Source organism: Vibrio sp. ECSMB14106 (assembly GCF_000972265.1).
Lineage (GTDB): Bacteria > Pseudomonadota > Gammaproteobacteria > Enterobacterales > Vibrionaceae > Vibrio > Vibrio kanaloae.
Window position 1 is genome coordinate 123,029 of record NZ_LAUM01000013.1, and the last position, 23,050, is coordinate 146,078.

Consider the following 23,050-nt stretch of genomic DNA (forward strand, 5'->3'; position numbering starts at 1 on the left):
GCACTATCCTACTCGGGACAATTTAAGTAATTTTCTAAGATCATGAATCATGCCTTTAGACTGACCGACTAACTGCGACGGTTCAGAGACGCTTTTATATTCCATGACGAGCTGACCAAAAGGATCGATAATGATGATAGAAGCCGGTGCGAACTCGGTACTCAACTCATCACCACCAGCCATAAATGACAAATCCGATTTATTCAGCGCTGCTGGCAATGAGTTGCCCTCTGAGACAAAAACAACCGCCGTCACTCGCTCTTTATTTTTCCCTAACGCTAAGTAACTTTGATTCATATAGTAAAGCTGTTGTTCACACAAGCCTTCACACTCTGTTGGCGCTATGTACCCCACTAACCAGCCCTTAGCTTCCATCGGAGCCGTTAAGCCTAGGTCCTTTAACGTCATTCTTGGTTCAACTAATTCGCCCGAATTTGTCACACCGGATGTGTACCAGTTTTGCTCCAACACGGTTTTAGCGACAATTGCGGGCAAGGCAAAAATCAAAATCAGTCCAACGAGTACAAGACGACCACGAGATCGACGCTGCTTGAACGCAGCTAAATTAGCATCAGTACGCTCTTTGTTAGTTTGTGCTTGAAACTTATCCATCTTTATTCCCTGTGTTAGGTGCTGCTTCCTTTACGCTGTCGCAATCTCGACTTTCAATGTCTATAGTAGTTTTAAGTGCCTACTTCTGCTTCATGTACCTATATCCAACCAATAACATCAAAAATAGCAGTACCGCTGCCATGACGAACCATTGAAATGAGTAACCAAAGTGTTTCTCTGATTTCATTGCCGACGGTCGCCATAACATTTCATATGGCCATGAACCTAAGCTCTGTGGCTGAAATATAAAGGGCAGCACCTCTTGACCGGTGTACTGTGATAACGCTTGTATATTGATGTTCTGAATTCGTTTCGGTGTTGTGTTTTCTAATCCCAGTTCCTGACTTAGTGGGTTCACTGAACGTACATACAAACGTCCTGACATATTCGTTGGTAGTGTGATGCTTCCTAATTGAGGCAGTTTTCTTCTGTCGTTACTTGCCGCAACAAATCCAAGATCGATCAAGAGCTGCTTTCTTCCGTCCTGAGTTTGAGTTTCGCCCAACATGTAAATCACATACCCCACCATGCCTTGGTTTATCTGATTATCCAGCAAGAGGGTTAATCCACTCGGTTTCGCTAACTCAATATTGACCTTTAAACCATTTAAGGTTTGTGGACTCGATGGTTCTTTCGCTCGTAAATCTGTCCCTCTCCAATCAGAAAGCACAATATCCAATGCCCTAGAAGATTGTTGCGATCTTTCCAATAACTGCTGCTCATAACGTAGTTTCTCGTTACCACGATCGAGTTGCCACAAACCTAACTTGATTAAAGCGCCAACTGAAACCACAGTTAAAACAACCGCTATCCAAAAACCTTTACTGCGGAACTTGTGTTCATCATCAATCAATCGGTTTGGAGTTATCACTATGGCGTCATCTACCTTTGTTCTGTTATTTAAAGTCGTCTTGGTCGCTTTGCTGTTTTTTATCGCTTTCAATTTGATGAAAGGTCTAATCCAAATCGCCTCAGGCAAACACAATGGAAAAAGGCTCAGTCACTTCTTGGGGCGTCGTGTCATGTGGTCAGCCGTTGTCGTGCTACTTTTATTACTTGCTCTGGGATCAGGGGTGATAACTCCCAACCCTCGCCCCTATTAATCCCCTATAGGCTCAATCGTTAAAGCACATAAACAAACACAAACAGGCCTAACCAAACCACATCAACAAAGTGCCAATACCAACTGCCCGCTTGGAACGCAAAGTGGTCTTTCGGAGTGAAGTGGTCTTTCGCAACCCTTGCCAGCAACACAATCAAAAAGATCGTCCCTAAACAGACATGTAAGCCATGAAACCCAGTCAGCAAAAAGAAGGTATTACCGTAGATGCCTGACTGAAGTGTCAGCCCCATCTCTTGATAAGCGTGAAGATACTCTTCAACTTGGAAGAACAGGAAGAAGCCAGCCAGAACAATGGTTATCTCCAACCACACGATCAAAGCCATACGCTTATTTTGTTCAAGACTGATATGTGCCATGTGCAGCGTCACAGAGGAAAGCAGCAGAATAATGGTGTTCTTAAGCGGGATACCTTGCCAAGGCATGGCTTGTGCCGTTACGCCATCAGGTGTCGTCGTTAACGGCCATATTGATTGGAACATCGGCCACAATACTTCATGGGTCATTGCATTGTTGCCCGCACCGCCAATCCAAGGGACAGAAATCATTCGAGCATAGAAAAGCGCGCCAAAGAAAGCGCCAAAGAACATGATTTCGGAAAAAATAAACCAACTCATTCCTTGTTTAAAAGAACGAGAAATCTGCTCAGAATAGAGACCACTCAATGATTCTGTGATCACATTGCTAAACCAACCTGCAAGCATGTAAAGCAGCACAGCAAACCCGACTAACAACACCGCTTTGCCAAATACACCACCAGCGGCGTCGGTGTCCATGTTTTGCACCGTCAAGCCAGCGCCAACCGCGACCAAAAACAGTGCTACAGCACCCACTAATGGCCAGTGACTTTGATGTGGAACGAAATACACTTCCTTTTTAGAACTCATCGCTCAACTCCTTTTGTTGATTCTGGTTCTGTAATGTCTTAGTTACTTGCGAGTGTGCTCGATGTTGATGTGCTCACTTCAGGCTTACTTGCCTCTCCACTCACCTGATTCGTGATGTTAAACAACGTATAAGAGAGCGTAAGCGTATGTATTGATTCTGGGATGTCAGGCTCAATATAAAATATCAAACCCATTTCAGCGCTCTTATACCCGCCTAATGGTTGCTGATTAAAGCAAAAACACTCCATCTTATTGAAGTAGGTAGCCCCCATTCCCGGAGACACCGACGGCACGGCTTGTCCAACCAATGAAGCACCTGATAGGTTTTTAGCAAAATAATTCGTTTGAATGACCTGACCAGGGTGAACCTCTAATACACGCGCTTCGGGGGAAAATTGCCATGGCATATCTGGCTTAATGTGAGACATAAATTCAACTCGAATTGTACGAGAGTAGTCAGGCTGCATTCCTTGCGGTTGAACGGCAGAAACGGTATTGGTTTTGCCATTAATCCCCAAGGCTTCACACATGACATCGTAGAGCGGCACCAAAGCGAAGCCGAAGCCAAACATGCCTATCACGCTCAGTAACAAATAACCCGTCAGCTTCTTGGTTGAACGTCTTGGCTGCTCAGCGTTGCGGTTTTGGTTGCTTTGTCTGTTGTCCATATCTCATCTCCTCAATCTATTTTAGGGGGATGAGTAAAAGTATGGTGAGGGGCAGGACTTGCTACTGTCCATTCTAATCCTTCCGCTCTTTCCCACGGTTTGCTCGGTGCAGGCTCTCCGCCTCTTACACATTTGACGGCTAGCCATAAGAAAATCAACTGGGACAAACCGAATGCAAAGCCACCTATCGACACCACTTGGTTAACATCGGCAAACTGGATGGCGTAGTCTGGAATGCGACGCGGCATGCCTGCTAAACCTAAGAAGTGCATAGGAAAGAAAAGGACATTGACCGATATAACTGAGGTCCAAAAATGCCACAGACTGAGCTTGTGGTCGTACATATGTCCGGTCCATTTAGGCAACCAGTAGTACGCCGCCGCCATTATCGAGAACACGGCCCCCGTCACCAGAACGTAGTGGAAGTGAGCCACTACAAAATAGGTGTCGTGATATTGGAAATCAGCAGGCACGATGGCGAGCATCAGTCCAGATAGCCCACCAATCGTAAATAGAACGATAAAGGCGATAGCAAACAGCATTGGTGTTTCAAAGGTTAAAGCTCCTCGCCACATAGTAGCCACCCAGTTAAAGACTTTCACACCAGTAGGCACCGCAATCAACATGGTGCAGTACATGAAGAACAGTTCTGCAAATACTGGCATACCAGTAGTGAACATGTGATGTGCCCAAACCAAGAATGACAACAGAGCAATACTGCAGGTCGCGTACACCATGGAGTGATAGCCAAATAAGCGTTTACCACTGAATGTAGGAATGATCGCAGAGACAATACCAAACGACGGTAAGATCATAATGTACACTTCGGGGTGACCAAAGAACCAGAAAATGTGCTGGAACATCACCGGATCCCCACCACCAGCGGCGTCAAAGAAGCTCGTCCCAAAGTACTTGTCGGTGAGTACCATAGTTACAGCACCGGCGAGCACGGGCATCACAGCTATCAAAAGGAAAGCCGTGATTAACCAAGTCCATACGAACATAGGAAGCTTGAACCACGTCATACCCGGAGCTCTCATGTTGACGATAGTCACGATGACGTTGATAGCACCCATGATCGAGCTGATCCCCATGATATGAACAGAGAATACAAACAACGCCGTACTATCAGGGCCATAAGTCGTCGAGAGCGGTGCATAAAATGTCCAACCAAAATTTGGGCCGCCTCCCTCTGTAAACAAAGAGCCAATTAATATTAAGAAAGCAAAAGGTAAAATCCAGAAGCTAAGGTTGTTCATCCGCGGCAACGCCATATCCGGCGCACCGATCATCATCGGGATCATCCAGTTAGCTAAACCTGTGAAAGCAGGCATCACAGCACCAAACACCATAATTAAACCGTGGACGGTCGTCATTTGGTTAAAGAAATCCGGTTCAACGAGTTGTAACCCTGGTTGGAACAACTCGGCCCTAATCACCATCGCCATAGCACCACCAATTAAAAACATGGTGAAGCTAAACCACAAATAAAGTGTTCCTATATCTTTGTGGTTAGTCGAATACAACCAGCGAGCCCAACCCTTGGGCGCACCATGTAAATCATGGGCTTTGGCGTCAGCATCAGTACCATTCAATGTCCCTTCGCTAGTATCCAATGTATTTTCACTAGCATGAGAAACCGCCAGTTCTTCTGCAGGAGCCGATTTCACTGACTTATGGATTGGTGAACTCATAACTGCTCCTTAGCATTGTCTTGCACTTCATCCGTTGAGCTTTCAGTGCCACCTGATTGTTTGCTTTTGTAAGCGTTAATATCTGAAGCCTGCACAACATCGCCCGTATCATTACCCCATGCGTTTCTTTGGTAGGTGACGACTGCTGCGATCTCTTTCTCGGTTAACTGGTTATCGAATGCTTGCATTGCCGTGCCGCCACGACCGTAAACGATAGTATCGATATGCACGTCTACATCGCCAAGAGCAACAGGACTGCCTTTAATTGCAGGAAAAGCCCCCGGAATCCCTCCCCCATTGACTTGATGACAAACCGCACATCGATTTTTATAGACTTCTTCACCGAGCGAATTGAGTTCTTCTAAAGAGAGTGACGCATCTAATGCATCTTGTGCTGCTTGCTGTGTGGCTATCGCCAACTCTTTCTGCGTTGCTAGCCATGCATCAAAATCTTCTTCTTCCATAGCATGCACGACTATTGGCATAAACCCATGTGCTCGACCACATAATTCAGCACACTGGCCTCGATAAACACCAGGTTCATCTATTTTTGTCCACGCCTCGTTAATAAACCCAGGAATCGTGTCTTTTTTAACGGCAAAGGCTGGTACCCACCATGAGTGGATAACATCGTCGGAAGTCATTAAAAATCGAACTTTACGATCGATAGGGAGTACTAGCGGATTATCAACTTCCAACAAGTAATGCGCCCCTTTTACTTCGATGCCATCAATCTCTTTATCACTAGTTGCCAAAAGGCTAAAAAACTCAACATCTTCGCCAAAATAGCTGTAATGCCATTTCCATTGTGAACCAGTAATTTTTACGGTGAGGTCTGATTGGGAGGTGTCTTCCATCGCTATCAAGGTCTTAGTAGCTGGGATGGCCATAGCGATGAGAATAATGATTGGAATGATGGTCCAAAGGATTTCAACTTTAGTGCTTTCGTGAAAATGGGCAGCCACCGCTCCCTTCGACTTTCGGTGCCTCAAAATGGAATAAAACATTACACCAAAAACAACAAAGGCGATCGCACAGCAAATGTAGAAGATCAGCATATGAAGTTCATATACCTTACCACTGATCTCGGTGACGCCTTGTGTCATGTTGTATTCACTGCTTGCATTCACCAAAGGTGTTACTAAAACAACAACAAAACCATTCAAAAGCCACGCTAGCCTAACCAGTAATCTTTTCAAAAGATTTCTCCTTATCCTTCCTAGATTGGATACTTGCGACCTAAATATCGCTGTGAGTCGGATCACAGTCGTTGCTATTCCGAATACACATGAAAAGGCTGAACCTCAATCTACAACTCACGTAGCGACCTCCAAAAATCGACTGCTAGATTCTTATCAATCTATGAACTTACACAGCTCATAAGCATCGAAGGTTTTAACGAAAGATTCAAAAACGGCGAATTTGTTAAATTTTGTTATATTTATATGAAAGGCTAGTTAGTGATATCCAATTGTTCAAGATAAGTTTACTTGCATTATCTAAAGAGGCTTAATCTATACGCCTTTCTGTTGCCGTTGGAATTTATTTTATATTTAGTTTTACGATTGCCTTCATGGAAATGATAATCAATATCACTTAATTTAAACCCATAGGAAGTCATGCCGACATTATAAGGTTTAGTAATTATGCAAGATGCGATGAACTGGTTAACGAGAGACCCAGATCCAAGAACTCGTGAAGAGCTGCAACATCTCATCGATGAGGGAATGCACGACGAATTAGATGACCGCTTTACTCAACGCCTAGAATTCGGAACGGCGGGATTGCGGGGCAAAGTAGGATGTGGCCCGAATAGAATGAATCGCTTGGTCATACAAGAAACTGCAACAGGGCTTGGACATTACTTGATTAAACATGTTGCCAATACCGCTATCCGTGGAGTGATAGTTGGCTATGACGGCCGTTTGGATTCAAAGCAATTCGCAATGGATACCGCTTCTGTACTCACAGCTTTAGGTATTAAGGTTTACCTAACCGCTAATGTTGCGGCGACGCCTATCGTTGCTTTTGGTATCAAACATTTCAATGCTGCCGCTGCTGTTGTCGTGACTGCCAGCCACAACCCTCCGGAATATAATGGTTTCAAAGTGTACTGGGAAAATGGCGCTCAAATCATTCCCCCCCACGATGTGGGCATTGCCGCTGAAATCGACATAGCATCGACTAAGCCGATTCCTTTGATTAGCCTAAGTGATGCTGAACAACAAGGTAACTTAGTATGGCTAACCGAAGGCTACTACCAAACGTACCGTGCCGCCATTAGTCAAAGTCCGTATGTGAATAAAGGAATAGAATCGGCGAATACAACCATTGCCTACACTGCAATGCATGGTGTGGGAGCACAAATGGCAGAGGACCTTCTACACGATGCAGGGTTTCACAAAGTGTTCAGCGTAACGGAGCAAAGAGAGCCCGATGGCAACTTCCCGACCGTTAACTTCCCAAACCCAGAAGAAAAAGGGGCAATGGATCTTGTGGTCAACTTAGCGAAAAGTGTCGATGCCGACATTGCTTGCGCCAACGATCCAGATGCAGATCGGTTCGCCGTTGCTGTCCGAACTGAAGATGCCTCATACAAGATGCTAACGGGCGACCAAGTGGGTGTGTTATTCGCGCATTATTTGTTATCGAAGCCACACACAAAAAACCAGTTGGTTGGTAACAGTATCGTATCTTCAACCTTACTTGAAAAAGTAGCGCAATCTCATGGTGCTAGCTACTTCCAAACACTGACAGGCTTCAAATGGTTGGCCAATATTGGTATGCAGTTAGAAGATAAACAGAATGAGTTCTTATTCGCTTATGAAGAGGCTCTAGGTTACACAATTGGTACTCAAGTACGTGATAAAGATGGGCTGTCTGCTATCGTCATCTTTGCTCAATTGGTTGAGGAGCTAAAGTCTCAAGGTCGAACCGTTTGGGATCTTCTTGCGCAAATTTCGTTTGAACATGGCGTCTATACCAACGCACAACGAAGTATCGCGCTCGACCCAGATTCACCGTCCATTGGGTCTAAACTCCGAGCGGCACAACCTAAAGCCATCAACGGTGTTGCTATCTCTGTGATTGAAGATCTACAGTCGTCTTTGCGTTTTGTCATGGGTGGTCAGACCGAAGCGATTAACCTGCCTTCAAGTGATGTACTCATCTATCACCTTGAAGATGGCTCGCGCATTATCGTACGACCTTCAGGAACCGAGCCTAAAGTTAAGGTTTACTATGAAACGGTGACAAAGCTTGAAGGAACAGAAACGTACGATGACACTCGTCTGCGCGGTGAGGAATATATGAATAGACTGATTGAACGACACCAGCAAGAACTGAATTCTTAACTATTGGTATGTTCAACATATGACGGATAAAAACAAAAGATGGACGCTCTAAGCGTCCATCTTTCTCAGCGGTCAACCGCGATAATATGTTTGAGTTGGATGTTTACGAAGTAAAGAAAGAAGACAGCATCCACATGGCCAACACAATGAAAACTCCGCCCATCACTTTTTGTTGATAGTTACGAAACTGTGCGTTTTCCAAAAGAGATTTACCTATTGTCCCCACTAAAGCGACCAATAAAAAATTGAAGGTTAAGCCTAAAATATTCAACAACAAACCCAGTATGAGCATCTGTTCGCCCGAGGTAGCTTCAATATTCGTAGAGACAAATTGAGGTAAAAACATAACAAAGAAAACTAACGCTTTGGGATTAAGCAAATTGCTGATAAGTGCTCTTTGGTAATACGACTTGGCGGCAGAGTTATTGCTTAACTCAGGTGCATTCCCCTGCTCTGTTCGAAGGCAATCCCACCCCATTTTTAATAAGTAAGTACCACCTAACAAGTGCAGTACTTTCAAAGCTATTGGGCTCATTGCGATCAACGCAGAGACCCCCATAGCAGCTAATACGGTAAGAATAATTCCAGACGTCGCATTACCTAGGCTCGCGAACAAACCAACTTTACGTCCATAACTCATACTCGAGCTTGCGATAAGCAACATATCAGGGCCGGGCAAAAGCAGGAGGGCGACAACGGCTGTCAAGTAAACAGGTAAGATGGCTAAGTCGATCATGAGTTCTAATATTGATAAAAAATGGAGTCGAATTTTATATCAATTGCCAACACCCTTCCAGATCTAATCCATTGAGATCCTTCAGCTAGCTCGAATTAAAAACCAGGTTTTGGTCATTATGCAAATTTTACAACTAATTAAATATAACTGTTTAGTCCAATTAACAAAGTACCGCTTATGTTTAACTCGTTATCTGCTAGGAGACTCTGCCGTAAAACTTTAGCATCAACTTGCAACCCATTCGATCTCAATCAGAGTAGTTTCACCACACTTTAGACGGCCGAGGAATATATCATCTCGGTGCACTTCTCCGACACCTTTCGGTGTTCCTGTCATCACAACATCACCATCTAGCAAAGTTGTATAAGAAGATAACTCTTCAAGAATGGTCTGTGGGGAGTAAAGCATTTGCTCCACATGTCCTTTTTGCACGCGGACACAATTAATAAACAGCTCTAGATTTAAGTCAGACAAATCTAAATGTTCAGTTGGCACAAAACGACTCAACACAGCAGAGCCATCGAAGGCTTTGGCTCGTTCCCACGGTAAGCCTTTCGCTTTTAAGTTACTTTGTAACTCTCGTTTAGTCAGGTCTAATCCAAGTCCTACAGCAGAATACTGACCATTTTCAACAATAAAGCAGATTTCAGCTTCGTAATGCAACGCTTCTTGATGAAAAGAACATAAAGAAGAAGTCACGCTGGTACTCGGCTTGTTAAAAACCACCATTGCGTCAGGGATAGTATTGTTGAGCTCTTCAATGTGATCGACATAGTTACGCCCTACACACAAGACTTTAGTGGGTATTGCTGTTCGTTTCGAGTTCATCAATTGCTCCTGATTTATAACGCTGCTCATAGTTTATCCCTGAACTATTCTTGGGATACAAAGTTTACCGTATCAGAAGAAGAGAATCTTCGACAAGATGGTTACCAGTCTCTAAATTCTGATCTTTAACTCAATTCAATGATTTGAAATCTTTTATGCGGAGATCGCAGCAATGCGAAATAACAGTTCAAAACAGAAACCCAAAACAAAAGTTCAAAACGAAAAAAGCCCTCTCGAACCAGAAGGCTGAGAGGGCTTAGCATGGTGTCTAGGACAGTATCCTAAAAGGTAAACCTAAGGAGTAAACACTATGCTAAATAAGTCTGCGACTTATAGGTAGTAACGAGCACCAAGAAGCCATTGGTCGTCAGCTTTTTCTTTGTAAACGCCAGAACCTTGTAGGTCGAATTGGTAGCCAGCAAAGCCTACGAACTGAGACGTAAAGTTGTATTCAGCTTGTAGAGCAGTAGTAGCAAACACAGTTTCGCTCATCTTGTCGTCTTCTACTGCTTCGTAGTTGACACTTAGGTTAAGACTGTTAGATAGCGCGTAAGATGCCAGTAATTCCACAGCTACCGTTTCTTCAAGAGCAACACCAGCGCTTGAGTTCATGTAGTTGTTCATAGCGTAAACACCAGCTAAGAATAGACCTTCTGAACCATAAGAACCGTAAGTAGCACTTACTACATTTGAATCAGCAGTTTTAGAACCGCCGCCGATGTTACCAAACGTAACATCACCAGTGTTGTATGCGTAGTTTGCTGTGAAATCAGAGATAGCGTAGTTCAATGCGATTTGAGCACGGTTGCAATATTTATTCGAATCAGCGACTTTACGACCTTGCCATGCAACCCCTACGTTTAGAGAACCAGCGTTACCAAAATCGATAGCGTTACCGTAGCTAACCATCTCTTCACCACGACCAGTACCTAGGTTACCGTGATCGTCGTAGGATGAAATCATTCGCGAATGCGATTGGCATATCTGCAACACCAACAACGTTATAGTATGGTGCCCATTGAGTACTCACAACACCACGACCGAAGTCTTCATGAGTTAGACCTACGTAACCTAAACGTGTTGCGAATGATTCATCACCACCGTCTAACATATTTAGCGCCCACTCACCTTTGGCATCTGCTGTGAAGCCATTGCCAAGCTCATGAGTAGCATTGAAGTTAATACGTGGAGAAACAGCCTCTACGCCAATATCGTCTTCGCTGATACGGTCATCGCTATTTACATCACCAACTGCAACTGAAACATGGCCGCCAACTGAGAATGTTGTGCCATCTTCATTGTAAAGTTCTACTGCAACTGCCTGTGTACCAAATACCGCACCAGAAATCGCTAGCGCCAAAAGTTTCTTATTCATTGTCATATCCATTTGTAACTGGGTGAATTATTCACTAACAACCTCACATTGATAAGAGAAGTTGTTAACTACATTTAACAAGTAGGCAAACACTAATCGATGAATGACAAAAAGTTGCATTAAAATATATAAAATAAAAACAAATCTGCCATGAATAGAGAGGCTCTTTCTAGGAAACATTCTGTAATATTTAGAATCTTTTAATCGAAGGCAAAATCACAGAACCCGAAGCAAGCAATACATCGATATACCGCTGTTTATTGACAAAAGCGTTAGACATAAAAAAGGGCAACCAGTCGAAGACCAATTACCCTATCTGTCAGCTACATTGTTACTTCAAGCCCTTTCATAGCTAAACGGCTTAATCTACTATTTAAAACAAACTTCAGCCCAACGAGCCAAACCTGCAGTTACAGAACCGAAGTAGTTTCCACTTACAATAGGCACATTAGGCACTGCTTGTTGTACTGCTTCGCGAAGTATCGGTGAACGCGCTGAACCACCTGTCATGTAAATTACATCGGGCTTCTTCTGACCTTGTTGTATCGCCTCTGTCACCAACTCAATCATTTTTGATTTTGGTGTTTCAATGGCAGCAATCATCTGTGCAACAGAGATATCCACTTCAACCAGTTCAGACGCTACATTAATCGCTGCTCGATATTGAGAAGATTCTGCTAGTGCAATTTTGGCTTCTTCAGCTCTGCGTACAATGCCGTAACCTAAAGTATCGTGATAAACCTTCATCAAACGGTCTAGCTTTTGAGGCTCTGAAGCTTCTTTACGAAGTAACTTCAAGGCCGCCAGATTTTCGCGAGAATAGAAGTTCTTTTGAGCTTCGACATTATTAATCGCAATAGGGTTCCAGAATTGAGTCAAAGGCATATCAATGCCCGTTGTACCTTTGCTACCCATCCCAAAAGGTGACATTAACTGTTTAAACGCAAGGTAAATATCAAGGTCATTACCACCTACCCTTTGTCCACTGTGAGCTAATAAACTTTGAGTACGATCCGCTTTATTAGACCAACTTGGTCCCATTTCCAGCAATGAGCAATCCGTAGTACCACCACCAATATCGACAACCAATACGGTTTGATTTTCAGTCAAGGTACTTTCGTAATCAAGGCCCGCCGCCACAGGCTCAAATTGGAAAGCGATATCATGAAAACCTGCACGCTTCGCGGCACGAGCTAGTATATCTTCGGCTTGTCTATTTGCCTCTTCGCCACCTCGACCATGAAAGTTAATCGGTCTGCCGATAACGGCTTGTTTAATCTGTTCTTGAATCGTTAGTTCAGCTTGATTTTTAATATTCGCCATCATGGCGCACACTAAATCTTCGAAAAAACTCACCTGAACATCATGCAATCCACTCGCTCCAAGGAAAGACTTAGGAGATTTAACGTAGTAAACATCACGAGGGTCTTCCAAATATAGATCTAATGCAGCCTGACCAAATGCCATGTCTTCCGGCACCAAATCGATACTTTCTTCTCGGTTAAATGCAATAGCGCGTCGTAACACCTGCTCACCAACGGCATCGCTAGGCTTAATATTTAAATGGCGAAAGAGATGCTCGGAAACACTTTCACGAGTTGGAGCAAACACGGTTGAGGGAATATAGTGGTTTTTACCTTCTAGCGGTAATAGACTTGGCTCCCCATTTACCATTGCCGCAACAGAACAGTTCGCAGTCCCATAATCAAATCCGATAAACATAATATCCCCCACTCGACAAAAGGGACGAGATGCTACATGAAAATCCTCAAAATTACGAGGTCATTTGTTGATTTTACTAGGTCACTTCTTGGTTTATAAGGCTCTGCAAAGGAAAACAAATATGCTACATTTCAGCACAAATGAATCACGGGTCAAATAAATGAAAACACCTTGCCGAGCGGCTTGTAAAAATAATGGCGGTATATGCAGTGGGTGCCATCGAACAATGGATGAGATTATAGGCTGGAAAGGGTTATCTGAAGGCGAAAGAGAGTTGGTGATGAATAATCTGAGTGGCATTAACTCTACTCACCAATGCCCAGCATGCAATGAACCAGCACAATGCGATATCAGTGCAGGTAAAGAAACCTGTTGGTGCTTTGAGCTAGAAAAACGTGATACCGGCAATATCCCAAAGGCTGGAGTTTGCATGTGCCGTAAGTGTCTATCTGCCTTACCTATTCAGTAGTTTTTGTTCCTATGAACTTCCACTAGAACGCGAAGAGAAGCGAGATACCATTACCTCGCTTCAAGACACAATTAACTAAATGAGTGATTACTTAGCTTTTACAACCAGTGCTGGCTGAGAGAACTCTACTCCACTCCAACCATAAATCATGAAGTTTCGAATATTTTGATGGTCGGCATTATCAGGAAAACCTAGCACATCATTTCGATAAAACTGCCCAAAACAAGCCAATGTTTGCTCTGCTGAAAGTCCTAACGCTAGACCAAAGGCAAAAATCTTACATGAACCATTGTTCTGCCCTGCCGCATTGACCACATCGCCATTACTGAATTCAGTTACAGAGAAGTCATAATACCTGTCTATCACTTGCATTGTATCTTCAAATTGAACGCTTTCAGGTGCTTGTTGCAGTATGTCTAAGAAAGTTTCCAGTTCCATTTACTTATTCTCCATTAAGTACATAACAGACAATAGTTTATATTGTTTTACGGTAAGAGTAAGCCCTACAGTTTACTCTGAAAAGTGATTCATCTTTTCACTCAACACCTGCAATCACCTTAATGAAACTAATGACATAGTATTATCATGACGTTATATTATTTCATTAAATGATTAACATTGTTCAATAACGAATATGCATAAAGATAAAAACGTAGAACTGTTTAGATACCTTAAGCCAGGTACAAAAACAGCGGGTGTGTTGGAATTTGGCCCTGATGACTCAATCCAAATTAGTACACTCTATATAGGGCACAAAGAAGATCAGTATCTGATCTTAGATCTCTCACAAAAAGCGACTGAAGCACTAACACTTAGAAAGCTTATCAACGTTGATATTATTGTTCGTGCGATTACTGATACTGAGTTAGGACATATTATTGCGTTTAAAACCAATGTACTCGCTCATATAACCTCACCAGCACATCTTCTCTTTCTTCGCCCACCTTCCAATTTTGCTACCAAACCGATCCGCGAACATGAAAGATACAAAGTATGCCTCGATTGTGAAGTCAACTTTGATACTCTGTCGCTTGACGCAACACTAGTGGATTTTTCTGCCTCTGGTTGTGGTGTCTATATCGCGCAACCAACAGATATAGATATTGGCTGGAAAATCAAAGTAAACTCAATCCTAAGTGAATATTTGGATGACGAACTTATCCATAAAGTAGTGAGTAAGAAAAGACAAGGCCAAGGTTGGTTACTAGGAATTCAATTCCCAGATCACCTAAATATTAGTGATGAATTGAAAACACGGCTTTTAGAGCAAGCTTTTGTGGCCGGTTCTTCATGATTTTCTAATATTGAAATTGTGAGATACAGTAATAAAGAGCGATTAAACCAAGAGCTTTATAGCAAAAAAATGGTGAGCCAAACCGTTCTTTGACCACCGAATACCGGTTCATCGATACTGATTGAGCAGTACTAAGCCGCTAAAACTAATGCTTAAGAACTAATGCTTATAAAACTAATGATTAATCTCATTCCAGTAAGAGTGTTTAAAATGAACAAAAGCTTGGTGTAGTGTATCTTCCTTGATCGGCTTTACAATCACGTAATTTGCCCCCGCGCCAAAAAAACGGTCTCGGGTCGACTTTTGAGCATCAGCGGTGCACGCATAAATAGGAGTCCGTATACCAATCTCACTTCTCAATTGTTGAGTCGTTTCAACCCCACCTAAGTTTGGAAGTTGGTTGTCCATTAAAATGAGGTCAAACTTATTCGCCTTTGCCATCTCCAAAGCTTCTAAACCATCTTTTGCCCAAGTAACTACCATTCCATACTTTTTACAAAAAGCTTGAGCGATAAACGCGTTGGTATGATTGTCTTCCACGAGTAAAACTTCCAAAGACCGATTAAATAGTGTCTGAGGCTCCATCTTTGTATGTTGTTTTGAATCCAACGAGGGTTCTGAATGCAACTCAATAGGGATCTCTATTATGAATTCTGACCCTTGTCCTTTGATACTACGGACGTGAATATCTCCTTCAAGCATATCGACAAGGTTTTTTACAATCGTTAATCCCAAGCCTGTACCACCATATTCACGAGTCGTCGTTTCTTCAGCTTGAACAAACGGTTCAAAAACAGCCTCAATTTTACTGTCATCAATACCAATGCCGCTATCTTTCACTCGAACAATTAAGCTGGCTTTATCGGAGTTAAAAATACTATCGATCTCAAAACTGACAGAAATACCACCTTGATGAGTAAACTTAAGGGCATTGCTCAATAGATTAAACATAATCTGGTTCAGTCGAACTTGGTCAGTGTAGATCTCAATATCATCTACCAAGTGATTCACAATACTAAAAGCGACCGATTTATTTTCACAAAGCGGACGATAGATACTATCCACAGTATTGACCAACTCACCCAAGCGGAAATTTTTCTTTTGTATATTAAACTGACCTTGTTCTATTTTAGAGAAATCCAAGATATCGTTAAGTACTGCCAGTAAATGTTCGGCACTGTTACAAAGTACATCTACCCGATCTCGGTTGTCTTCATTCTGGATAGACCGTTTGAGCAGCTGAGATACACCTAAAATACCGTTTAACGGCGTACGAATCTCATGGCTCATTTTAGCTAAAAAGTCTGCACGAAGGTTTGCAAGCTGCTCAGCTTCTTCTCTAGCTCGATCTGCCTGTCTCTCCGCTTCAATGAGCTTGGTGATATCTTGCCCTTGTACGACAACACCCGTAATACCGTGCTCAACACTAATTGCAGACATGTTCCAGCGAAACACTTTATCCCCAATTGGAACGTTAATGCCCGTCAGCTTTGACCCTTGAACCACCATTTGAATATTAGGCAACATTCGTTGCTCAAACTCATCAGCCATCGCGCCATAGTTGTCATCATCATCAAATAATGCCATACGAGCTGCTGGGTTCATCTGAATCAGGTCACCTTTTTCAGACCAAACCAAAATAGGAGAATGGGCAAAATTGAAGAGATCTTGAAATTTTTGGTTCTGTTCAGATAAGCGGTCGAAGGTGTCTTCTAGTGTGCAGCCAATATGGTGGAACTCGAAAATATTAGAACCATCAAACTTACTGTATTCTTCGCCACCGCTTGCTGAACGAGTGAAGTCCATCAACTTGTCTAATTCTGCAGCCACTCTTTTTTGAATCCAAGCGCGGGCAAAGAAAGACATAAGTACGATCAACACCATCACAACAATGGTGGCTCGCTCATAGTTTTCTTCCAACGCGATAAAATTTGTGTTCTTTTGTACCGCACGAATAGTGAGGGGAGTTTCCACGGCATTTATCTTAATCGTCGCGATGGTAACGAAATGGCGAGGTAGTTGATCGTACATTTTATAATTAAGGATACTTGCTATCGTATAGCTTTCATCACCCTTGAATGTAGAAGCGACAGGCGTGCCATGCGCTTCAATAACGATATTCTCGCAATTACTGCCTCTCTGGATGGATTCCGCAAGAGAGAAGTTATTATCTAGTACAATCGCGATATACAACTGGCCAAGAACTTCTCCTGTCTTATCGTCGACAATAGGTGTTCGACGAGCCAACAAGTGACGGTTACCAATATCCGTCATAAGCTTTAAAAAGTGCCAATTACTACTGAACGCAACTTTATCAGAAATATGTTCTAAGCTGGTTGCATCCAAACCATAAAATTGACCATTACCATCCTCCCAAGCCAAACCATCATGAGTAGAGAGAAAACGTAAATCAGGGGCATGGTTCGGCTCACGTTGATCAATACCAAAAAAAAAGTAACTCAGCGCTTTATCATTATGAGTATCAAAATACTCTCTTAAGTTTTCGCTGTGTGAATTATTGTCTTGATGGATTTGCAGCACCGATAAACGATAATCAAACATGTTTTGGATCAGGCTTGAGGTCTGCTGAACAGTTCGGTTCGTCTCTTGTTTTACGATACTACTGCTACTTTCATAGTTGTGAATCAGCACACCAAGTGCCATCACCCCTATGACTAAAATAATAATACGGGTAATTAATTTGGCTAAGGTGTTCCTTGGTGTACAAGCGTAGCTTTTCTTCATTATTGACCTGAGTACCTAAATGCGCGCTTCTTAAGCTCAGAAATACGTTCTGGGGAATCTTCGCTGGTCACCACTTCAAACTCACCGGAGTAAACGGTAGGAACTTTCAAGCCACTGAGATCCCATTTGATTGCCTCTGCCATCGCAATCCCAGTATCGTCATTCATACGCATAACTGTCACATCTAGGTCCCCACTTTCGATTGCTTCGAGTTCTGCCGATCCGCCTCCCCAACCATTGACTAAGATATCCCTACCAGACTCACGAATCGCTTCAGCGGCTCCCAAAGCAACATCTGTTGAACATGCATAGATAAAGTCTAGGTTTTTATCGTTCTCTATGCTGATTTTAGCCGCTTGGTAACTGCTCTCTTTATCAGACTTGGTGTAAAACGAAGACTTAAGTGCAAAATTTGTATCGGAGTTCACTTCACGAATAAAGGTATCTCCACGAGCATCACTTATATAACCTTCTGAACGATAAAGAACAGAGTACTGACTGTCTGGTTGACTCACTTCTTTAAAATAGTCCGCCAATTTCAAACTCCCTGTCGCATGATCAAAACCTACATACATAAACGGCTGTCTATCAGCCCACGCACGCACAGGAGTGGTAATATTTTGCAAGATCAGTTTGGTATCCGTATAACTCAGCACATGTTCAATAAATTTACGGTGTCGCGTCGTATCTAACGTAAAAATTAAATAATCAGTTTTATTTTCAACCGCTTCTTGTAGAGAAATACTCTGTTGATTGATATCAGCATTAACACGTGTAAAAACCTGATTGATCTGGTAGTTGATTCTCAATTTATCGAGGCGCTTTTCAAACGCTTGAATATTACGCACCCAGTAGTCAGAAATCTGTTGACCAGGGTACACGACTGAAATAGTAATAGGCCTATCTTGAACTAACCTCAATGGCACGGGGTGGTTTTGAACAGCTTCGACCATTTTATCGGTCAATATTTTTTGCTTTGGAAACTTAGAGAGGTAATCTTGATATTCCCAATATCCATTGAGAGCGTGGGAAAGAGCGGACGTAGAAAATACGGTAATTCCAAACAACATAAGTAAACGTTTCATATATTTCTCGTTTTCTATGAGCTACTTTGGCTCATTTTTAACCTAGCATGACACCATATCTTTGTATGGATAGAATATATTATGTAGTACAGCGGTAAGAAATGATAGCGTCCAAGCCTAATTAGAACGATATTCTAAATGAGCAATTCATTAATCTTGAAATAACATTGATATTGACGATTTATTGCCCATAAAAGGATCATAGAACCTATAATGGTTAACCTTTATATTCAATATGTTAAGTTGGTTTCATCAACAGTTATCGATCATGAAAGCTGATTACGAGTGGACATTTAAGCTATTAATTATGAAATTTTGATATATTGAATTTTCTCTTCTTCCCACTCAATGATTAGCTCGAGTGATACCAACTTTTCTTTGTGGGATTTGGGGAGTTGTTTGATTGCGTATTCGGTTTTTAATGCCTGGCTTTTTGAGTCGACATTAAAACTCCACACTAGTGACAGTGGCCCTTTTCCTTTCAGCGCTTTTGCCCCTTTACCTTGTTGATGCAGCTCAAAGCGACGTTCCAAATTATTAGTAACACCACAATAGAGCGCATTGTGTCTGTTACGGATCAGGTAGACTACCCAACCCGCATCTTTATTAAAAACTGACATCTATAACAGTGATTCAATTAACTCTTTTAACTCTGCAACTTCTGCGCGCAGGCTTGCAACCTCTAACTCGAGTTCTTCAAGCTTTTCGTTAGTCGCCGGTGGAGTAGCCGTGCCCACTGGTGCCGTCGCAAACGCATCAACATCCACTTCACCGCTTAACAAATGTTGATAGCGTGATTCACGCTTACCAGCTTCACGAGGTAGCTTAACGACTAACGCACCCGTTTCTCGTGCAGCTAGCTTCTCTAGAGTCGCTTCCACCTCTTTCACGTCAACGAAATTCGCTAGGCGACCAGTTCGAGTGCGAAGCTCACCCGGTGTCTGCGCGCCACGAAGCAGCATACAACAAATGATCGCACGTTCTTGCTCTGTGAATTGCAAATCACCAAATTCGGTATTGCAGAAGCGATGTTGATACTTGTTTACACGACTATTGAAGCTGCTTTCATCACTCACCATACGACGCGAGATCAAACCATCAACCGCATCCAAAACGTCTGATTCTGACATCGAAAGAACCGGATCACGGTTACTCTTTTGATTACAAGCCGTAGTTAAGCTATTCAACGTGAGTGGATAGTGATCAGGAGTCGTGACTTCTTTCTCGATCAAACACCCAATGATTCTTGCTTCAATTGGGGAAAGTACTGTGTTCATCGTTTTTCCTTTTTATTATTTTTGATAATTCCATCTCTACGCCTAACCATTCAGTCACTGAAGATTAGTGCTCAGACAGAATAGGTACTCTTTTCTTTCTACCTTGCTCATCAATCAATATGATTTTAGAACGGTTTAACTCTATTTCCACGACTTCCAAGTAAGTACGCTCTTGTACGTACGCATCACGAAGCTTGTTTTGCTCTGCTGAAAATTCAGTGACATTGTCATCCAAATCTTCGTTTTCCAATTGTTGTTGATTCATTTCACATTTCGTATCAATGCAGTGTCTACAGGGATACTAACTTGAACGGTGAGATAAAAACAATCACACATCAGCGAGAGTGTCGAATAATTATACAACCTTACTTTTGCTTTGATCTAAAGACTGTTACAACATCAATTGATATGCTTTAATCAGAACCAGACAATGTATTTGACGATTAGGAAAAGGAATCTATGAGCAGCGTATTTGAAATTGTTAACCAAGCACGACGTAAGAACAAACTTAAGCGTGAACTTTTAGACAACGAAAAGAAAGTTCGTGACAACCGCAAGCGTGTCGACCTTCTTGATAACCTACTTGATTACATCAAGCCAGAGATGACTCATGACGAAATCCTAGGCATTATCAAAAACATGAAAGCTGACTACGAAGACCGCGTTGATGACCACATCATTAAGAGCGCAGAAATTTCTAAAGCTCGTCGTGACATCAGTCGCCGTATCCGCGAACTAACAGAAGAAGATAAGCAAACTCAAGGTAAAAAGTAATTTAACCTAGTTAATGGATTTGCAATAATGTCAGTAACCCACTTAATACTCCGTATAAGTGGGTTTTTTGTACGTAAAGCACAAAATATGACATCGCTAGACGATATCTAAGCTACTGAAAAGGTCGTACAGTTGATGAGATTTATAAGGCTTCGCCAGATAAGCATTCATACCGGCTTCAAAGCAGTCTTTAATGTCCTCTTCTAATACGCTAGCAGTTAAGGCAATAATTGGTAAAGGTATCGCTTCTTGGTCGACTTCCCACTCTCTAATCGCCTTGGTCGCTGTTATCCCATCCATGACGGGCATCATGCAATCCATTAGAATTGCATCAAACTGGGCACCTTGAGTTATCACATCCAACGCTTCTTGCCCATTGCTGGCAATCAAGTATTCATAGCCCGCTTGCTCAAGGAAGAAGCTCGCTATTTTCTGATTCATCAAGTTGTCTTCCACAATCAAAATGCGTCTATTCAAAGAACGAACTTCTTTATCGTTTGGTTCAACTTGCCGTACTTGTTCTCCACCGATATCAATAGATCGTAAACTGTTTAAGAATCGCTGACCCAAGAATGGTAATGTGTGAGTTGAGTGAACCGACTCTGTTATTAGGTTCGTTTTAAATAGATGGTGCTGACATACAATGACGCGAGTAAGAGGGTATAACGCTTTCAACTCTGCAAGATCATTCTCCATAGAGTGATACAACGTATGACAATAAAGGATAAAGTCGCTTTCTTTGAGGCTGTCATCAAGGGCCGACATGGATGAAACTACATTTGGGCGAATATTTAATCGTTCACACTCTTTGACAAGTTGATCTAGGTAATTGAAAGAGTTCGATATAATAGTCGCGCGGCTTAAATTATCGAAGGTTTGAACGTGAGTATCGACAATGTCGACATACAGACAAAAAGTGAACGTCGCCCCTTCTCCTTTAACCGAACGCGCAGTAATGTACCCGTCCATCAAATCAACAAGCTGTCGACAAATAGCAAGGCCTAGACCTGTACCACCGAATTGTCGAGTAATACTGCCATCTTCTTGGGTAAACGGTTCAAAAATGGACTCCAGCTTCTCCGGCTCAATCCCGACCCCTGTATCAGTTACACTGCATTCAACCTTTCCTCTATCCAAAGACACCTGTGTATAAACGATGTCCGTGGTGATCGTTCCCTTTGAAGTAAACTTGATGGCGTTAGACAACAAATTGGTCAGTACTTGCTTAACACGGTATTCATCAAAAAACAGTTTTGATGGAATGTGAGAATCAATATTGATGTCGAGTTCAATATCTTTACTTATCGCTTTCGACAAAACCACACTCACGGAGTCATAAACCGATTCTCGTAGATCTGCATTATGTGGCGACAACATTAAGTTGCCCGACTCTATTTTAGAGAGATCGAGAATCTCATTAAGTAGCACCAATAGTGAATGTGAAGACGACTCGATATCTCCTAACACTTCTTGCTGATTCGAATTCAACTGACTTTGAGATAAAATCTCAGTCATACCGATAATCCCGTTGAGCGGTGTACGTATTTCATGGGACATGTTCGCTAAGAATGCGCTTTTCGCTTTATTTGCTGAAATAGCATCTTCTTTTGCTTCTATCAATTCCTTGTTGTGTTGATAATTGCGTTCCATCACTCGATTTAAGGTTTCAGTGAACTGAGCTAATTCATCATTCCCTTCAATTTGAATAACCTTGGGCTTACCATAGCTATCAGCACACTCAGATCCCCCTTTTAGGATAAGCGATAGGTTTTTATTTAAACGTATAGACGTCGCTATACCCAACCATAACAAAACACCTGAAACGACGAGAATCAAGGATGTCATAATCAGCGTTTGCCTTTGCTGCAGAGTGATATTTTTTGTTAGTTCAGATTGAAGTTGTTCAGTAAAAGCACCAACCGCTTTTGAAATGGTCTGCTCCTTTAACTCTAAACTTTTGATATGATCATATATTTCCGGCGAGGAGAAGGTTCCTTCCAGGATCCGTGCGGTGAAATTGTCCTGAACGTTCTCTTTGTAGAAAGCGTTCAACAATTTCTCAGTTTCCGTTGCATGACTCCCTGATCGAAAAAGTGTGTCTAATAACTGCTGCTGCCTTTCCAAAGTACCAACATAGCTCAGAAAATATTGGCTTTTCTGATTTGGGGATCGATATAAGCGATAACTTAACCATGTTTCTTTCTGAATCCAAAACACGTAGTTAGTAAGATTGACAAACATCGCATCAGTATCACTGATCTTTTCATCCACTAAAGCGATACGATATTTAGAGAGATCCATTAACACGCCTTGCAGCAAGCTAAAGACACGCTCTGTCAGTAGTAACCTTTCTTCGTCACTTTGCTTTGCTCCTACTTCTACTCCTACTCCTACTCCTACTCCTACTCCTA

Annotated in this window: 20 protein-coding genes and 2 pseudogenes; 5 read left to right on the forward strand and 17 right to left on the reverse strand. The window is 42.3% G+C overall.

Translation table 11 applies throughout. From position 1 onward, the window contains the following. Window positions 1-3: 3 nt before the first annotated feature. Together WR49_RS10850 and WR49_RS10855 are read right to left on the reverse strand one after the other, a co-directional pair. Window positions 4-612, reverse strand: coding sequence for a hypothetical protein (locus WR49_RS10850; RefSeq protein WP_046224005.1), 609 nt, complete (start codon window positions 610-612; stop codon window positions 4-6). A gap of 79 nt (window positions 613-691) precedes the next feature. Continuing rightward, on the reverse strand, window positions 692-1,597 hold the full coding sequence (locus WR49_RS10855) for an SURF1 family protein (RefSeq protein WP_082082760.1): 906 nt from the start codon (window positions 1,595-1,597) through the stop codon (window positions 692-694). On the opposite strand from WR49_RS10855, the gene WR49_RS10860 reads away from it, so the two are divergent. Beyond that, window positions 1,485-1,715: a DUF2909 family protein gene (locus WR49_RS10860; protein ID WP_017064837.1), complete on the forward strand. Its 231-nt coding sequence runs from the start codon at window positions 1,485-1,487 to the stop codon at window positions 1,713-1,715. The genes WR49_RS10855 and WR49_RS10860 overlap by 113 nt on opposite strands. Window positions 1,716-1,734: 19 nt before the next feature. Here the strand turns inward: WR49_RS10860 and WR49_RS10865 are convergent, their stop codons facing one another. From WR49_RS10865 to coxB, 4 genes are read right to left on the reverse strand one after another with little or no spacing between them, the layout of a single operon-like run. Beyond that, the gene (locus tag WR49_RS10865; protein ID WP_046224007.1) at window positions 1,735-2,619 is read right to left on the reverse strand and encodes a cytochrome c oxidase subunit 3; all 885 of its coding nucleotides are present in this window, start codon (window positions 2,617-2,619) and stop codon (window positions 1,735-1,737) included. A gap of 38 nt (window positions 2,620-2,657) precedes the next feature. Continuing rightward, window positions 2,658-3,287, reverse strand: coding sequence for a cytochrome c oxidase assembly protein (locus WR49_RS10870; RefSeq protein ID WP_017058663.1), 630 nt, complete (start codon window positions 3,285-3,287; stop codon window positions 2,658-2,660). Between the two features lie 11 nt (window positions 3,288-3,298). Next, window positions 3,299-4,981, reverse strand: coding sequence for a cytochrome c oxidase subunit I (gene ctaD / locus WR49_RS10875; RefSeq protein WP_046224008.1), 1,683 nt, complete (start codon window positions 4,979-4,981; stop codon window positions 3,299-3,301). Continuing rightward, complete coding sequence (coxB, locus tag WR49_RS10880; RefSeq protein ID WP_046224009.1) at window positions 4,978-6,180, reverse strand: cytochrome c oxidase subunit II; 1,203 nt, start codon at window positions 6,178-6,180, stop codon at window positions 4,978-4,980. Before coxB ends, ctaD begins: the two co-directional genes overlap by 4 nt. 447 nt (window positions 6,181-6,627) lie before the next feature. On the opposite strand from coxB, the gene WR49_RS10885 reads away from it, so the two are divergent. Continuing rightward, a complete protein-coding gene (locus WR49_RS10885) occupies window positions 6,628-8,334 on the forward strand; it encodes a phospho-sugar mutase (protein ID WP_046224010.1) in 1,707 nt (568 codons plus the stop codon). 103 nt (window positions 8,335-8,437) lie between these two features. Here WR49_RS10885 and WR49_RS10890 read toward each other — a convergent pair whose 3' ends face one another. The 4 genes and pseudogenes from WR49_RS10890 to yegD all read right to left on the reverse strand — a co-directional run bounded on the left by WR49_RS10890 (window position 8,438) and on the right by yegD (window position 12,995). Beyond that, window positions 8,438-9,070 carry a LysE family translocator gene (locus WR49_RS10890; RefSeq protein ID WP_017058667.1) on the reverse strand — a complete coding sequence of 211 codons (633 nt, stop codon included), beginning with the start codon at window positions 9,068-9,070 and terminating at the stop codon, window positions 8,438-8,440. Between the two features lie 225 nt (window positions 9,071-9,295). After that, window positions 9,296-9,928, reverse strand: a complete 633-nt coding sequence (locus WR49_RS10895) for a fumarylacetoacetate hydrolase family protein (RefSeq protein WP_046224011.1) — start codon at window positions 9,926-9,928, stop codon at window positions 9,296-9,298. A gap of 300 nt (window positions 9,929-10,228) precedes the next feature. Continuing rightward, a pseudogene (locus tag WR49_RS10900) lies at window positions 10,229-11,273 on the reverse strand (porin). A 369-nt stretch (window positions 11,274-11,642) separates the two neighbouring features. Then, window positions 11,643-12,995 carry a molecular chaperone gene (gene yegD / locus WR49_RS10905; RefSeq protein WP_046224012.1) on the reverse strand — a complete coding sequence of 451 codons (1,353 nt, stop codon included), beginning with the start codon at window positions 12,993-12,995 and terminating at the stop codon, window positions 11,643-11,645. Window positions 12,996-13,155: 160 nt separating this feature from the next. Between yegD and WR49_RS10910 the strand changes: the two genes are divergently transcribed. After that, window positions 13,156-13,464 carry a DUF1289 domain-containing protein gene (locus tag WR49_RS10910; protein ID WP_077681677.1) on the forward strand — a complete coding sequence of 103 codons (309 nt, stop codon included), beginning with the start codon at window positions 13,156-13,158 and terminating at the stop codon, window positions 13,462-13,464. A gap of 87 nt (window positions 13,465-13,551) precedes the next feature. Here the strand turns inward: WR49_RS10910 and WR49_RS10915 are convergent, their stop codons facing one another. Further along, complete coding sequence (locus tag WR49_RS10915; RefSeq protein ID WP_046224013.1) at window positions 13,552-13,902, reverse strand: HopJ type III effector protein; 351 nt, start codon at window positions 13,900-13,902, stop codon at window positions 13,552-13,554. A gap of 196 nt (window positions 13,903-14,098) precedes the next feature. Here WR49_RS10915 and WR49_RS10920 point away from each other — a divergent pair, with 196 nt between their 5' ends. After that, window positions 14,099-14,758, forward strand: coding sequence for a PilZ domain-containing protein (locus WR49_RS10920; protein ID WP_017058673.1), 660 nt, complete (start codon window positions 14,099-14,101; stop codon window positions 14,756-14,758). Window positions 14,759-14,932: 174 nt separating this feature from the next. Here the strand turns inward: WR49_RS10920 and luxQ are convergent, their stop codons facing one another. From luxQ to WR49_RS10945, 5 genes are all read right to left on the reverse strand, one after another. Further along, a complete protein-coding gene (gene luxQ / locus WR49_RS10925; protein ID WP_046224014.1) occupies window positions 14,933-17,503 on the reverse strand; it encodes a quorum-sensing autoinducer 2 sensor kinase/phosphatase LuxQ in 2,571 nt (856 codons plus the stop codon). Then, window positions 17,503-18,588: an autoinducer 2-binding periplasmic protein LuxP gene (locus WR49_RS10930; RefSeq protein WP_017058675.1), complete on the reverse strand. Its 1,086-nt coding sequence runs from the start codon at window positions 18,586-18,588 to the stop codon at window positions 17,503-17,505. The genes luxQ and WR49_RS10930 overlap by 1 nt, the downstream gene beginning before the upstream one ends. A 305-nt stretch (window positions 18,589-18,893) precedes the next feature. Continuing rightward, a complete protein-coding gene (locus tag WR49_RS10935) occupies window positions 18,894-19,208 on the reverse strand; it encodes a GIY-YIG nuclease family protein (protein WP_017058676.1) in 315 nt (104 codons plus the stop codon). Beyond that, the gene (locus WR49_RS10940) at window positions 19,209-19,865 is read right to left on the reverse strand and encodes a YceH family protein (RefSeq protein WP_017058677.1); all 657 of its coding nucleotides are present in this window, start codon (window positions 19,863-19,865) and stop codon (window positions 19,209-19,211) included. A gap of 64 nt (window positions 19,866-19,929) precedes the next feature. Then, window positions 19,930-20,130 (reverse strand): hypothetical protein, encoded by a 201-nt coding sequence (locus WR49_RS10945; protein ID WP_017058678.1) that lies wholly within the window; start codon window positions 20,128-20,130, stop codon window positions 19,930-19,932. Between the two features lie 194 nt (window positions 20,131-20,324). Between WR49_RS10945 and WR49_RS10950 the strand changes: the two genes are divergently transcribed. Continuing rightward, window positions 20,325-20,639, forward strand: coding sequence for a DUF496 family protein (locus WR49_RS10950; protein ID WP_004730049.1), 315 nt, complete (start codon window positions 20,325-20,327; stop codon window positions 20,637-20,639). Between the two features lie 96 nt (window positions 20,640-20,735). Here the strand turns inward: WR49_RS10950 and WR49_RS10955 are convergent. Beyond that, window positions 20,736-22,982 (reverse strand): annotated as a pseudogene (locus WR49_RS10955) (ATP-binding protein); the annotation flags it as partial. Window positions 22,983-23,050: the final 68 nt, after the last annotated feature.

Bases quoted from the DNA above. Each gene is read 5' to 3' on its own strand.
- WR49_RS10850 (WP_046224005.1), bottom strand. From the start codon at position 612: ATGGATAAGTTTCAAGCACAAACTAACAAAGAGCGTACTGATGCTAAT.
- WR49_RS10860 (WP_017064837.1), top strand. From the start codon at position 1,485: ATGGCGTCATCTACCTTTGTTCTGTTATTTAAAGTCGTCTTGGTCGCT.
- WR49_RS10865 (WP_046224007.1), bottom strand. From the start codon at position 2,619: ATGAGTTCTAAAAAGGAAGTGTATTTCGTTCCACATCAAAGTCACTGG.
- WR49_RS10870 (WP_017058663.1), bottom strand. From the start codon at position 3,287: ATGGACAACAGACAAAGCAACCAAAACCGCAACGCTGAGCAGCCAAGA.
- ctaD (WP_046224008.1), bottom strand. From the start codon at position 4,981: ATGAGTTCACCAATCCATAAGTCAGTGAAATCGGCTCCTGCAGAAGAA.
- WR49_RS10885 (WP_046224010.1), top strand. From the start codon at position 6,628: ATGCAAGATGCGATGAACTGGTTAACGAGAGACCCAGATCCAAGAACT.
- WR49_RS10890 (WP_017058667.1), bottom strand. From the start codon at position 9,070: ATGATCGACTTAGCCATCTTACCTGTTTACTTGACAGCCGTTGTCGCC.
- WR49_RS10895 (WP_046224011.1), bottom strand. From the start codon at position 9,928: ATGAGCAGCGTTATAAATCAGGAGCAATTGATGAACTCGAAACGAACA.
- yegD (WP_046224012.1), bottom strand. From the start codon at position 12,995: ATGTTTATCGGATTTGATTATGGGACTGCGAACTGTTCTGTTGCGGCA.
- WR49_RS10910 (WP_077681677.1), top strand. From the start codon at position 13,156: ATGAAAACACCTTGCCGAGCGGCTTGTAAAAATAATGGCGGTATATGC.
- WR49_RS10915 (WP_046224013.1), bottom strand. From the start codon at position 13,902: ATGGAACTGGAAACTTTCTTAGACATACTGCAACAAGCACCTGAAAGC.
- WR49_RS10920 (WP_017058673.1), top strand. From the start codon at position 14,099: ATGCATAAAGATAAAAACGTAGAACTGTTTAGATACCTTAAGCCAGGT.
- luxQ (WP_046224014.1), bottom strand. From the start codon at position 17,503: ATGAAGAAAAGCTACGCTTGTACACCAAGGAACACCTTAGCCAAATTA.
- WR49_RS10930 (WP_017058675.1), bottom strand. From the start codon at position 18,588: ATGAAACGTTTACTTATGTTGTTTGGAATTACCGTATTTTCTACGTCC.
- WR49_RS10935 (WP_017058676.1), bottom strand. From the start codon at position 19,208: ATGTCAGTTTTTAATAAAGATGCGGGTTGGGTAGTCTACCTGATCCGT.
- WR49_RS10940 (WP_017058677.1), bottom strand. From the start codon at position 19,865: ATGAACACAGTACTTTCCCCAATTGAAGCAAGAATCATTGGGTGTTTG.
- WR49_RS10945 (WP_017058678.1), bottom strand. From the start codon at position 20,130: ATGAATCAACAACAATTGGAAAACGAAGATTTGGATGACAATGTCACT.
- WR49_RS10950 (WP_004730049.1), top strand. From the start codon at position 20,325: ATGAGCAGCGTATTTGAAATTGTTAACCAAGCACGACGTAAGAACAAA.